Consider the following 12664-nt stretch of genomic DNA (forward strand, 5'->3'; position numbering starts at 1 on the left):
GGGCGATGAGTGATGACGAGATGGTAGCCTACCGCCGGGGGCTTTTGGCCTTCGCCGCAGGCAAGGGAATCACCATCGACGGCTAATCGACCTCCGCCGGACCCGAGGTACCCGTGGCACCCCGCGTGGCCTTCAGCGTGAAGGGCCGTTCAACCGGCCCTTCAACCAGCCCAGCGCAAAAATGCTTTGCTGTAAGTTTGGCTGTAAATCACTGCAAGTTTGGCCGTCACGCTACAACAGCCGTCACGCTACAACAGCCGTCACGCTACGCTGCATCGGCTGGGGGCTAGCGCATGGGAAAACATGGGAGAGGGGTGGGATCTCGAATCCGGGCATGTCGATTGGCGGGATTTTTCTGTGAAAACGGCTGATTCTGGCTCTGGCCATTCGGCGTCCGGAGAGATAAGGCAGGTTTGCACAGATGTAAGGCGCTGTTTTTCGCTCTGAGGGCGGGAAATCATGGGCGGGATTTGTTCACGGCGCCGTTACCATATATTGAGCATCATCGTCCAGCCCTTACCAAATGTCGTGTCGTTTTACGCAACTGTCACGCAAGATTTGGTTTTCAACAGGGGTCTGTGGACAAGATCATGTGGGGATTTCCCGTAAAATTCTGTTGCGGCCCATGAATTCCCATGACATACCTTTAACCACGGCGAAGGTCGGGAGAGGGGCAGCAAGACCCCGAAAATCCCGGAAAAAACAAAAAAGCAGGTTCATACAGGCATCCCTTCTTCGCCGTGACCAGAAGACTCCAGCGCGTGGGCGAGCAGACATCCCCCCAGGTGGCACGCGTAGCTGGACCAGCCCGCAAGACGGGTCAAGGCGGCGGGTTGATCAGTGGCAGCGGATCAACCCGCCGTATTCCGTTCTGGGGGGACGTAGGCAGGGACAGTGAGCCGACGTCTGAGGTTCCGAGGCGAAAGCCGCAACAAGGTGGATGGCAAGGGGCGCGTGTCGATCCCGGCCAGCTTCCGCCGCGTGCTGGAAGCCGGTGACCCGGACTGGACCGAAGGGCTCAACCCGAATTTTGTGGTCGTCTATGGCGATCACCGCCGCAAATATCTGGAATGCTACACCATCCAGGAGATCGAGGCGGTCGAGGACCGCATCTCTGACATGCCGCGCGGGTCGCAGAACCGGCGCATCCTGGAGCGGCTGTTTTCCACGCAATCCGTCACCACCTCGGTGGACGAGACCGGGCGGATCGTGCTGCCTGCCAAGCTGCGCGAGAAGATCGGGCTGGAGGACTGGGCCTATTTCACCTCGAATGTCGACACGTTCCAGATCTGGAAGCCTGAAACCTATGAGGCTGAAGAACTGGCGAAGACGGAAGAATTCCTGGACGAGATGCCCGAGGATTTCGACCCGCTGTCGCTTCTGGACGAGACGGAGAGCTGAGCCATGACTGACCGCGCCCCCCATGTTCCCGTGCTGCTGGGCCCGCTGCTGGCGGCGGTGGCGCCGGTCAGCGGCACATGGATCGACGGCACTTTCGGGGCAGGGGGCTATGCCCGTGGCCTTCTGGAGGCGGGTGCCGACCGGGTGATCGGCATCGACCGCGATCCGCTGGCGCATGAGATGGCGCAGGGCTGGGTCGGGGACTATGGCGACCGGCTGGAGCTGGTCGCGGACAATTTCGCCAACATGGATGCCCATGCCACGCAGGTGGATGGCGTGGTGCTGGATCTGGGCGTGTCCTCCATGCAGCTGGACCGGGCGGAGCGGGGGTTTTCCTTTCAGAAGGACGGCCCGCTGGACATGCGCATGGAACAGCAGGGCGAATCCGCCGCCGAACTGGTCAAGCGGCTGGACGAGACGCAGCTTGCGGACATCCTTTACACCTATGGCGAGGAGCGCGCCTCGCGCCGGATCGCCAAGGCCATCGTGCGGGCGCGCGGCGAGGCGCCGATCGAGACCACGGCGCGGCTGTCTTCCATCGTGGAGGCCTGCCTGCCGCGTCCCAAACCCGGCCAGTCGCACCCGGCCACCCGCAGCTTTCAGGCGCTGCGCATCGCGGTCAATGACGAATATGGCGCGCTGTGGCGCGGGCTGATGGCCGCTGAGCGCGCGCTGCGTCCCGGCGGCGCGCTGGCGGTGGTGACCTTCCATTCCGTCGAGGACCGCATGGTCAAACGCTTCCTGCAGGCGCGCACGGGTCGGCTGGGATCGGTCAGCCGCCATGCGCCCGAGGCCGAGGTGGACACTCCGCGCTTTGCCGCCGTCACCCGCAAGGCGGTGGGGGCCGATGACGCGGAACTGGCCGTCAACCCGCGCTCCCGGTCGGCCCGGCTGCGCGTCGCCCGCCGCACCGAGGCGCAGCCCGGCGAGGTGGGGGCGGACCTGATTTCCATGCCGCAACTGAGGGGGAAAAGCTGATGCGGACACTTCTCTATGTGACCAGCTTCATGGCGGTGATCGGGCTCAGCTTCTGGGCCTATCACGAGAATTATGAAACGCAGGCCGCGCTGGACCATGTCGAGGATCTGCAGCGCGACATCGGGGATGCCCGCGCGCGCCTGTCGATCCTGCGGGCGGAATGGGCCTATCTCAACCGGCCCGACCGTCTGCGCGAGCTGGCCGAGATCAATTTTGAACGGCTGAACCTGCTGGCCATGCGCCCCGAACAGTTCGGGCGCATCGATCAGGTCAACTATCCCGACACCCGCGCGCTGGTGGTGACCGACGCGGTGGATGTGATCGGCGCAAAGGATGGGCTGGAGCCATGACCCGCACCCCGCTACGCCCGCTTGCCCGCATTCTTGAGGCACGCCGCCGGGGCGAGAACCCCGACGCCATCGAACGCGAGAACCTGCGCATCCGCCACGAACAGCTGCGCGACCGGGCCCGGATGCGCGCCGAAAGCCGCCTTCTGGTGCTGGGGGCCGTGTTCTTTCTGGCCTTCCTGACCATCGGCGTGCGGATGGGGGTGATCGCGCAATCCTCCCCCGAAGAGCCGCGCGCGCAGGCGGGCGGCGCCTCCATCGTCGCATCGCGGGCCGATATCGTCGACCGCCGTGGCCGCATCCTTGCCACCAACATGGAAACCCATTCGCTTTACGCCCATCCTCATCAGATGGTGGAGCCGGTGCGCGCGGCCAAGGAACTGGCGGCGATCTTCCCCGATCTGGACGAAGAGCGGATGGTGAAGGATTTCACCGATCCCAAGCGCAAGTTCCTGTGGGTGCGCAAGAAGATCAGCCCCGAGCAGATGCAGCTGGTGCATGACATCGGCGAGCCGGGCCTGCTGTTCGGCCCGCGCGAGATGCGGCTTTATCCCAATGGCACGCTGGCCGCGCATGTGCTGGGCGGATCGAGCTTTGGCCGCGAGGGCGTGGATTCCGCCGAGGTGATCGGCACCGCCGGGATCGAGCGGTTCTTTGACGAGCCGCTGCGCGATCCCGCCCGCGAAGGCGCGCCGCTGGAACTGTCGCTGGATCTGTCGGTGCAGGCCGCGACGGAGCGGGTGCTGCAGTCCGGCATGATGCTGATGAACGCCAAGGGTGCCGCTTCGGTGCTGATGGATGTGGATACGGGCGAGGTCATCGCCATCGCCTCGCTGCCGGATTTTGATCCCAACGACCGCCCGCGCCCGCCGACCAAGGGCCGCCCGTCGGACAGCCCGCTGTTCAACCGCGCGGTGCAGGGGGTCTATGAACTGGGCTCGACCTTCAAGATCTTTGCGGCCGCGCAGGCCATGGACATGGGGCTGGTGACGCCGCAGACCGTCATCGACACCTCGCCGCCCTTTTCTGTGTCGGGGTTCCGCATCGGCGAATTTGACGGCCACAATTACGGCAAGCAGACCGTCGAGGGCATCATCGTCAACAGCTCCAACCGGGGCACCGGCAAGCTGGCGCTGGCCATCGGGCCGCAGCGGCAGCAGGAATTCCTGCGCAGCATGGGGTTCTTTGATGCCACCGGGCTGGAGATCGTCGAGGCGCAGGGCGGCAAGCCGCTGGTTCCCTCGCGCTGGACCGATCTGAGCACGGTGACGATTTCCTACGGGCACGGGCTTTCGGCCTCGCCGCTGCATCTGGCGATGGGTTATGCCACCATCGCCAATGGCGGTCATCTGGTGAAGCCCACGCTGCTGAAGCAGGCCGCCCCCGTTCAGGGTCCGCGCGTGATGTCCGAAGCCACCGCCGCCGCCGCGCGCAGCATGCTGCGCAAGGTGGTCACCGAAGGCACCGCGAGCTTTGGCGAGGTGCCGGGTTACAAGGTGGGCGGCAAGACCGGGACCGCCGACAAACCCAAGGAAAACGGCGGCGGTTATTACGAGGACAAGGTGATCACCACCTTCGCCACGATGTTCCCCGCCGATGACCCGCGCTATGTGCTGGTGGTGACGCTGGACGAGCCGGTGGAAACCTCGGGGCCGAAGCCGCGCCGCACCGCAGGCTGGACGGCGGTGCCGGTGGCCGCCGAGATGATCGGCAGAATCGCGCCGCTTCTGGGCTTGCGTCCCGAATATGATCTGCCAGAAGTGGCGCAGCTGACCATGGTCCGGGCCGAGGGCGAATAACCCCGCCCCGGCGTGGCAGCGCAGGATCCAAAGGAACGAAGGGGTGGTCATGGGCGAAGGCAAGAGCCTGACCGATCTGGGATTGACCGCACGGGGCGGACGCGAGGCCCGCGTCACCGGCCTGTCGCTGGACAGCCGCGAGGTGGCGCCGGGCCATCTGTTCGCAGCGCTTCCCGGCACCCGCGTGCATGGCGCGCGCTTCATCGCCACGGCGCTGGAGCGGGGGGCGGCCGCGGTGCTGACCGATGCCGAAGGGGCGGCTCTCGCCGCCGAGGCGCTGGCGGGCAGCGAGGCCGCGCTGATCGTGGCGGCAGAGCCGCGCGCGGCCTTGGCCTATGCCGCGGCGCTGTGGTTCGGCGCGCAGCCCGCCACGATGGTGGCGGTGACCGGCACCAACGGCAAGACCAGCGTCGCCACCTTCCTGCGCCGCATCTGGCAGGAACTGGGCTTCCGCGCCATCAACCTTGGCACCACCGGGATCGAGGGCGACTGGCAGGCGCCGCTGAAACACACCACCCCCGATCCGCTGACCCTGCACCGCGCGCTGGCTGAGGCCGCGCGCTCCGGCGTCGATCATGGCGTGATGGAAGCCTCGAGCCACGGGCTGGACCAGCGGCGGCTGGACGGGGTGCAGATCCGGGCGGCGGGCTTTACCAATTTCACGCAGGATCACCTCGATTATCATGCGGATTTCGAGGAATATTTTGCCGCCAAGGCCGGGCTTTTCGCCCGGGTGCTGCCCGAGGATGGCACGGCGGTCATCAATCTGGACGACGCGCGCGGCATCGACATGCTGGCCATCGCGCGGGCACGCGGGCAGGACACGATCAGCGTCGGCGAAACCCATGGCGCGGATCTGCGCATTCTGGGGCAGCGCTTCGACGCTACCGGCCAGATCCTGCGCCTGTCATGGCGCGGCGCCGTGCAGCAGCTGCGGCTGGGGCTGATCGGCGGGTTTCAGGGCCAGAACGCCACGCTGGCGGCGGGGCTGGCGCTGGCCTGCGGCGCCGAACCTGCGCCGGTCTTCCGCGCGCTGGAACGGCTGGAAACGGTGCGCGGGCGCATGCAGCTGGCCGCAAGCCGGGACAATGGCGCGGCGGTCTATGTGGATTTTGCCCATACCCCCGATGCGGTGGCCACGGCGCTGCGCGCGCTGCGTCCGCATGTGATGGGGCGGCTCATCGCCATCATCGGCGCGGGCGGCGACCGCGATCCGGGCAAGCGCCCGCTGATGGGGGCGGCGGCCTTGGCCCATGCGGATATGGTCATCGTCAGCGACGACAATCCCCGGTCCGAGGATCCGGCGGCGATCCGTGCGCAGGTGCTGGCAGGGGCGTCGGGCGCCACCGAGATCGGCGACCGCGCCGAGGCGATCCTGCGCGGCGTCGACGCGCTGGCGCCGGGGGATGCGCTGATGATCTGCGGCAAGGGCCACGAGACCGGGCAGATCGTCGGTGACACGGTCTATCCCTTTGACGATGTGGAACAGGCGAGCCTTGCCGTGGCAGCACTCGACGGGAGGGGTCTGTGATGCTCTGGACGGCAGCCGAGGCTTCTGCCGCGACAGGCGGCACCGTGGCGGGCGACTGGCAGGCGCGGGGCGTGTCCATCGACACCCGCACGCTGGAGCCGGGCGATCTGTTCGTGGCGCTGCAGGCCGCGCGCGACGGCCATGAGTTTGTGGCGCAGGCGCTGGAGAAGGGCGCCGCCGCAGCCCTCGTCAGCCGCGTGCCCGAGGGCGTGGATCCGGCCCGGCTGCTGCTGGTGCCGGATGTGCAGGCGGGGCTGGAGGCGCTGGGACGCGCCGCCCGCGCCCGCAGCCGCGCCCGGGTGGTGGCGGTGACGGGCTCGGTCGGCAAGACCTCCACCAAGGAAATGCTGCGGTCGGTTCTGGGCGGGCAGGGCTCGGTCCATGCCGCCGAAAAAAGCTACAACAACCACTGGGGCGTGCCGCTGACGCTGGCGCGGATGCCGCGGGAGGTGGATTTTGCCGTGATCGAGATCGGCATGAACCATCCCGGCGAAATCGCGCCGCTGTCGCGCATGGCCCGGCCCCATGTCGCCATGGTGACCATCGTCGCCGCCGCGCATCTGGCCGCCTTCGACAGCCTTGAGGGCATCGCCCGCGAAAAGGCCGCGATCTTCGAGGGGCTGGAGCCGGGGGGCGTGGCGGTCATCAACGGCGATCTGCCGGTGACGCCGATCCTGCGCAGCGCCGCATCCCATGCCGCGCAGGTCATCGAATTCGGCGAGGCGCCGCACAACCACCACCGCGTCGAGGAGGTGACGGTCTGCGATGCCGCCACCGTGGCGCGCGGGCGGGCATGGCGCACGCCGGTGCTTTACAAGGTGGCGGTGCCGGGGCGGCATTTCGCCATCAACGCCATGGGCGTGCTCGCCGTGACCCATGCGCTGGGGCTGGACCGGGCGCTGGCCGTCACCGCGCTGGGTCAGTGGCAGGCGGGCGCCGGGCGCGGCCTGCGCGAGGTGATCGTGCTGGACAAGGTCGAACCGCATCTGACGCTTGATCTGATCGACGACGCCTATAACGCCAACCCCGCCTCGCTGGGGGCGGCGCTGGAGGTGCTGGCGGGGGCGCGACCCAAGGACGGGCTGGGACGGGTCAGCCATGGGCGGAGGATCGCCTATCTGGGCGACATGAAAGAACTGGGCCGCGAGGAACAGGCGCTGCACCGCGCGCTGGCCACCCGGCCCGGCATGGAGCGCATCGACATCGTGCATTGCGTGGGCCCCTTGATGCGCGAGCTGTGGCGCAGCCTGCCAGAGCGGCAGCGCGGCCACTGGTGCGAGGACAGCGCCAGCATGGCGGCCCGCGTGGCGCATGATCTGGATGCGGGCGACGTGGTGCTGGTGAAGGGATCGCTGTCCATGGGGCTGGGCCGCGTGGTTGACGCGATCCGGAAAATGGGCCATGGCCCCGCGACCGTTTGAGACCGAAGGACCGGGCATATGCTCTACTGGCTGACGAGCCTCAGTGATGGCGGCGATCTGTTCAATCTGTTCCGCTACATCACTTTCCGCGCCGGGGGCGCGTTCCTGACCGCACTGCTGTTCGGGTTCATCTTCGGGCGACCGCTGATCGACGTGCTGCGCCGCCGTCAGGGCAAGGGCCAGCCGATCCGCAGCGACGGGCCGGAGGGGCATTTCCTCAAGGCGGGCACCCCCACCATGGGCGGGCTGCTGATTGTCGGCGCGCTGCTCAGCTCGACCCTGCTCTGGGCGCGGCTTGATACCGGCTTTGTCTGGATGATCCTGTTCGTGACCATAAGCTATGCCGCCATCGGCTTTGCCGATGACTATGCCAAGGTCAAGAAACAGACCTCGGCGGGGGTGTCGGGCAAGGTGCGGCTGCTGCTGGGCTTTGCCATCGCGGGCATTGCCGGGGCATGGGCGGCATGGCTGCATCCTGACGAGCTGACCGGCTATCTGGCCTTTCCGGTGTTCAAGAACGCGCTGCTGTATCTGGGCTGGTTCTTTGTGCCCTTCGCGATGATCGTCATCGTGGGCGCGGCCAATGCGGTGAACCTGACCGATGGGCTTGACGGGCTGGCCATCATGCCGGTGATGATCGCCGCGGGCACGCTGGGCATCATCGCCTATGCGGTGGGGCGCACCGATTTCACCGAATATCTGGATGTGCATTACGTCCCCGGCACCGGCGAGATCCTGATCTTCACCGCCGGGCTGATCGGCGGGGGGCTGGGCTTTCTGTGGTATAACGCGCCGCCTGCGGCGGTGTTCATGGGCGATACCGGCTCGCTGGCGCTGGGGGGAGCGCTGGGGGCGATCGCCGTCGCCACCAAGCACGAGATCGTGCTGGCCATCGTCGGCGGGCTGTTTGTGGTCGAGGCGCTGTCGGTGATCATTCAGGTGCTGTATTTCAAGCGCACCGGCAAGCGGGTGTTCCTGATGGCGCCGATCCACCACCATTACGAGAAAAAAGGCTGGGCCGAGCCGCAGATCGTCATCCGCTTCTGGATCATCTCGCTGATCCTTGCGCTGATCGGGCTGGCCACGCTGAAGCTGCGCTGAGCGCCGCGCCGGGATCTTTGCTGCGCGGCGCGCAGGCCGGGTGTGATGCTGCGCGGCGTGCCGCGCCGGGGGCGCTGCCCCCGGACCCCCGGGATATTTGTGGCCGAAGGAAACGGAAGCGGGGGCGGGCCGAGGATGGGGCGCTCTCTGGCCTTGGCGGGTGGGATCCGGTAGCGCTGGGGAAACAGGCGCAGAAGGAGGCTTTGGCATGATTCCGGTCAGCGGGTTTGAAGGACGCGTGGTCGCGGTGCTGGGGCTGGGGCGGTCCGGTCTTTCGGCGGCGCGGGCGCTGCGCGCGGGCGAGGCGGATGTGCTGGTCTGGGACGACAATCCCGAGGCGCGGGCGCGGGCCGAGGCCGAGGGCTTCGTGGCGCGCGATCTGGCCCGCGAGGGCGGGTTCGACGGTGTCGACTGGCTGGTGGTGAGCCCCGGCATTCCGCATCTTTACCCCAGCCCCAACCCGGTTGTTGCCGCGGCATGGACGGCGGGGGTGCCGGTGGATAATGACATCGGGCTGTTCTTCCGCGCGCTGGGGGGCGAGGGCTGGGACAGCTTCGACAGTCCGCCGCGCGTGGTGACGGTGACCGGATCCAACGGCAAATCCACCACCTCGGCGCTGATCCATCACATCCTGACCAGTTCCGGGCGCGAAAGCCAGCTTGCGGGCAATATCGGGCGCGGCGTGCTGGATATCGAGCCGCCCGAGGATGGCGGCGTGGTGGTGCTGGAGCTGTCCTCCTACCAGACCGATCTGGCGCGGGCGCTGACCCCGGACGTGGCGGTGTTCACCAATCTTTCGCCCGATCATCTGGACCGGCATGGCGGGATGGGCGGCTATTTCGCCGCCAAGCGGCGGCTCTTTGCCGAAGGCGGGCCGGACCGCTGCGTGATCGGCGTCGACGAGAACGAGGGCCGCTATCTGGCCAACCAGCTGGCCGAAGGGCCGACCGATGACCGGGTGATCCGCATCTCCTCGGGGACGAAGCTGGCGGGCCCCGGCTGGCATGTCTTTGCGCGCAAGGGTTTTCTGACCGAATGGCGCAAGGGGCGGCAGGTGGCCTCCATCGACCTGCGCCCGGTGCGCGGCCTGCCCGGGGCGCATAACCACCAGAACGCCTGCGCCGCCTATGCCGCCACCCGCGCGCTGGGGCTGGCCCCGCGCGAGGTGGAGGCGGCCTTTCACAGCTTCGAGGGTCTGCCGCATCGCAGCCAGATCATCGCCGAGGTGGGCGGGATCACATGGGTCAATGACAGCAAGGCTACCAATGTGGACGCTGCCGTGAAGGCGCTGCTGGCCTTCGGCAACATCCGCTGGATCTGCGGCGGGCTGATGAAGGAGGGCGGGCTCACCGGTCTGGCGCCGGGGCTGGCGCATGTGACCAAGGCCTATGTCATCGGGCGCGAGGCGGCGGGATTTGCGCTTGGCCTGCCCGGGGTGGAGGCGGAGATCTGCACCACCATGGAACAGGCGGTGGCCCGCGCCCATGCCGAGGCGCAGCCGGGCGAGGTGGTGCTGCTGGCCCCCGCGGCGGCGAGCTTTGACCAGTATGACAGCTTCGAGAAGCGCGGCGAGGATTTTGCCGCACGGGTGCGGGGGCTGCTCGGTCTCTGATCCCGGCTGTTCCGCACGCGCTGACCCGCCTTTGGCTGCCGCCGGGGCGGGTTTTTGCTGTTTTAAAGGGCGGTTTCGCCGCTGGTCCGAGGCTTGTGGCGGATTGCGCTTGTAAAAACGACTGAGTTGATCGTCTATTACGTGATTAGCGGGCAAGACCCGGCTTTAGCGGAGTGCGCGTGATGACCTTCGACCAGATTCTTGTGCTGGGGCTGCTTGGGATCGTGTTCCTGAGCTTCTTCCGGGAGACCTATCCGCCGGAGGTGGTGGCGCTGGCCGCCCCTGCGGTGCTGATCGGCACCGGCGTGCTGGAGACGGCCGATTTCCTGACCGTCTTCGGCAATTCCGCGCCCATCACCATCGCGATGATGTTCATCATCTCCGCCGCGCTGGAACGCACCGGCGTGCTGGATCTGGTGGGCGACGCGCTGCGGCGGCTGGCGCGCGGATCCTTCCTGCGCACCATCACCTTCATGATGCTGGGCACCATGGCGGCCTCGGCCTTCATGAACAACACGCCGGTGGTGATCCTGCTGACGCCGATCATGATCGCGCTGGCGGGATCGGTGGGGGTGGCGCCGTCGCGGCTGCTGATCCCGCTGTCCTTCGCCGCGATCTTTGGCGGCACGCTGACGCTGGTGGGCACCTCCACCAACATCCTGATGAGCGGGGTGGCGCGGGATGCGGGCCAGCCGCCCATCACCATGTTCGAGATGACGCTGCCGGGGCTGGTCTTTGCCACGGTGGGGCTGGTCTACATGGTGCTGGCGGGGCGGTTCCTGCTGCCCGACCGCGCCTCGCTGGCTTCCCTGCTGGGGCAGGGCGGCAAGCGCAAGTTTCTGGCCCGGCTGCTGATCCCGCATGATTCCCGGCTGATCGGCAAGGGCGTGCGTGACCTGCCGCTGAACTCTGCCAGCGCGCAGATCCTTGACGTGCTGCGTGGCGAGGAGTCGCTGCGCCGCAGCCTGCCCTCGCTGGTGCTGGCGGCGGGCGACCGTGTGGTGATCCGCACCGATCCGGGAGAGATCCTCGGGCTGAAAGACAGCGGCGAGATCGTCTTTCACGACATGGAGGAGCGCGGGCTGGAGCCGGTGACCGCCGACCGCACCCTGACCATGGAGGCCAGCGTCGGCCCGAATTCGCATCTGCGCGGGCGGCCCATCCGCGACCTGAAGCTGCGGCGCAAATATGGCGTCTATCTGATGGCGGTGCACCGGCAGGGGCAGAACCTGTCGCAGGATCTGCCCGACATGCGGCTGAACTTTGCCGACACGCTGCTGCTGGAAGGCCCCGCCGAAGGGCTGCGGCGGCTGGTGGAGGATGGCGGCATCGTCAACCTGACCGCCCCCAGCGAGCAGCCGCTGCGCCGCAGAAAGGCCCCCATCGCCATTGCGGTCATCCTTGCCGTGGTGATCCTGTCCGCTTTCGAGGTGCTGCCCATCGCGGGCCTGTCGCTGATCGGCGCGGTGCTGGTGATGCTGACGCGCTGCGTCGATCCCGCCGAGGCTTTTGATGCCATCGACTGGCGCATCCTGTTCCTGATCTTCGGCATGCTGGGGCTGAGCATGGGGCTGGAACAGTCGGGGGCGGCGGCGATGATCGTGACGGCGGTCGTGGCGGCGGTGGGCGATCTGGGCCCGCTCGCGATCCTTGCGGTGATCTATGTGCTGACCTCCACCCTGACCGAGATGGTGTCGAACAACGCGGTGGCGGTGCTGATCGGCCCCATCGCCATCGGGCTGGCGCAGCAGCTGGGATATGACCCGCGCCCCTTCATCATGGCGGTGATGTTTGCCGCCTCGGCCAGCTTCGCCACGCCGATCGGCTATCAGACCAACACCTTCGTCTATAGCGCCGGGGGCTACAGGTTCAGCGATTTCCTGCGGGTGGGCCTGCCGCTGAACGTGATCTTTGCGGTGGTGGCGGTGCTGGTGATCCCGCTGTTCTTCCCGTTCTGACCGGGAGGGTCCAGCCGGGGGCGGGTGGCGTCAGTCCTCCGCCGCCGGTTCGGGGTCGGGATCGTGTTCGGTCAGGCCGAACCGCTCCAGCGGGGATGTGTCCTTTTGCAGGTCGGCCAGCGTCAGGCTTTCGATCATCAGCAGATAGGTGGCGTAGAACCCGCCGAACACCGCCCGCACCCGGCAGGTTTCCTCGTCGGTGCAATCCTCGCAGCGCTGATAGGCCTTGCGCGACAGACAGGGCAGCGGCGCCATCGGCCCGTCGATGAGCCGCAGCACCTCGGCCAGCGAAATGCGCCGCGCCTCCTTGATAAGCTCGTATCCGCCATGGCGTCCGCGGCGGCTGCCGATCAGGCCCGCGCGTTTCAGATCAAGCAGGATATGTTCCAGAAACCGCTTGGGCGCGCCGGACCGCGCCGCCACCTCCTCGATGCGCAGGGCGTCGCCGTCCTGCGCCTTCTGGTCGGCGAGCACCATCAGGGCTTTGAGCGCGTATTTGGTCTTGTAGGTGATCAT

Annotated in this window: 10 protein-coding genes; 9 read left to right on the top strand and 1 reads right to left on the bottom strand. The window is 67.3% G+C overall.

Annotated features, from left to right (window positions below; translation table 11 throughout):
* Positions 1 to 894 precede the first annotated feature (894 nt).
* The 9 genes from mraZ to VK682_RS17440 all read left to right on the top strand — a co-directional run bounded on the left by mraZ (position 895) and on the right by VK682_RS17440 (position 12148).
* Positions 895 to 1401, top strand: a complete 507-nt coding sequence (gene mraZ, locus VK682_RS17400; RefSeq protein WP_089844244.1) for a division/cell wall cluster transcriptional repressor MraZ — start codon at positions 895 to 897, stop codon at positions 1399 to 1401.
* Between the two features lie 3 nt (positions 1402 to 1404).
* Entirely contained in the window at positions 1405 to 2379 is a 975-nt protein-coding gene (gene rsmH / locus VK682_RS17405) for a 16S rRNA (cytosine(1402)-N(4))-methyltransferase RsmH (protein WP_230797503.1), read from the top strand.
* On the top strand, positions 2379 to 2729 hold the full coding sequence (gene ftsL / locus VK682_RS17410; RefSeq protein ID WP_089844241.1) for a cell division protein FtsL: 351 nt from the start codon (positions 2379 to 2381) through the stop codon (positions 2727 to 2729). The genes rsmH and ftsL overlap by 1 nt, the downstream gene beginning before the upstream one ends.
* Positions 2726 to 4525 (top strand): peptidoglycan D,D-transpeptidase FtsI family protein, encoded by a 1800-nt coding sequence (locus VK682_RS17415; protein ID WP_230797504.1) that lies wholly within the window; start codon positions 2726 to 2728, stop codon positions 4523 to 4525. Before ftsL ends, VK682_RS17415 begins: the two co-directional genes overlap by 4 nt.
* Before the next feature lie 49 nt (positions 4526 to 4574).
* On the top strand, positions 4575 to 6056 hold the full coding sequence (locus tag VK682_RS17420; protein ID WP_324782276.1) for a UDP-N-acetylmuramoyl-L-alanyl-D-glutamate--2,6-diaminopimelate ligase: 1482 nt from the start codon (positions 4575 to 4577) through the stop codon (positions 6054 to 6056).
* Positions 6053 to 7477 carry a UDP-N-acetylmuramoyl-tripeptide--D-alanyl-D-alanine ligase gene (locus VK682_RS17425; protein ID WP_230797506.1) on the top strand — a complete coding sequence of 475 codons (1425 nt, stop codon included), beginning with the start codon at positions 6053 to 6055 and terminating at the stop codon, positions 7475 to 7477. The genes VK682_RS17420 and VK682_RS17425 overlap by 4 nt, the downstream gene beginning before the upstream one ends.
* Before the next feature lie 18 nt (positions 7478 to 7495).
* On the top strand, positions 7496 to 8578 hold the full coding sequence (mraY, locus tag VK682_RS17430) for a phospho-N-acetylmuramoyl-pentapeptide-transferase (RefSeq protein ID WP_089844233.1): 1083 nt from the start codon (positions 7496 to 7498) through the stop codon (positions 8576 to 8578).
* A gap of 208 nt (positions 8579 to 8786) precedes the next feature.
* Complete coding sequence (murD, locus tag VK682_RS17435; RefSeq protein WP_230797507.1) at positions 8787 to 10190, top strand: UDP-N-acetylmuramoyl-L-alanine--D-glutamate ligase; 1404 nt, start codon at positions 8787 to 8789, stop codon at positions 10188 to 10190.
* A gap of 182 nt (positions 10191 to 10372) precedes the next feature.
* Positions 10373 to 12148, top strand: a complete 1776-nt coding sequence (locus VK682_RS17440; RefSeq protein ID WP_230797508.1) for an SLC13 family permease — start codon at positions 10373 to 10375, stop codon at positions 12146 to 12148.
* Between the two features lie 30 nt (positions 12149 to 12178).
* Here the strand turns inward: VK682_RS17440 and VK682_RS17445 are convergent, their stop codons facing one another.
* Positions 12179 to 12664, bottom strand: a complete 486-nt coding sequence (locus VK682_RS17445) for an RrF2 family transcriptional regulator (RefSeq protein ID WP_089844227.1) — start codon at positions 12662 to 12664, stop codon at positions 12179 to 12181.

Origin of the sequence: Salipiger marinus (assembly GCF_035481585.1) — a bacterium.
GTDB classification, from domain to species: Bacteria; Pseudomonadota; Alphaproteobacteria; order Rhodobacterales; family Rhodobacteraceae; genus Salipiger; species Salipiger marinus.

What these genes read in the sequence shown, in the direction of transcription:
- murD (WP_230797507.1), top strand. Translation starts at nt 8,787, where the DNA reads ATGATTCCGGTCAGCGGGTTTGAAGGACGCGTGGTCGCGGTGCTGGGG.
- mraY (WP_089844233.1), top strand. Translation starts at nt 7,496, where the DNA reads ATGCTCTACTGGCTGACGAGCCTCAGTGATGGCGGCGATCTGTTCAAT.
- VK682_RS17445 (WP_089844227.1), bottom strand. Translation starts at nt 12,664, where the DNA reads ATGATCACCTACAAGACCAAATACGCGCTCAAAGCCCTGATGGTGCTC.
- VK682_RS17415 (WP_230797504.1), top strand. Translation starts at nt 2,726, where the DNA reads ATGACCCGCACCCCGCTACGCCCGCTTGCCCGCATTCTTGAGGCACGC.
- VK682_RS17420 (WP_324782276.1), top strand. Translation starts at nt 4,575, where the DNA reads ATGGGCGAAGGCAAGAGCCTGACCGATCTGGGATTGACCGCACGGGGC.
- rsmH (WP_230797503.1), top strand. Translation starts at nt 1,405, where the DNA reads ATGACTGACCGCGCCCCCCATGTTCCCGTGCTGCTGGGCCCGCTGCTG.
- ftsL (WP_089844241.1), top strand. Translation starts at nt 2,379, where the DNA reads ATGCGGACACTTCTCTATGTGACCAGCTTCATGGCGGTGATCGGGCTC.
- VK682_RS17440 (WP_230797508.1), top strand. Translation starts at nt 10,373, where the DNA reads ATGACCTTCGACCAGATTCTTGTGCTGGGGCTGCTTGGGATCGTGTTC.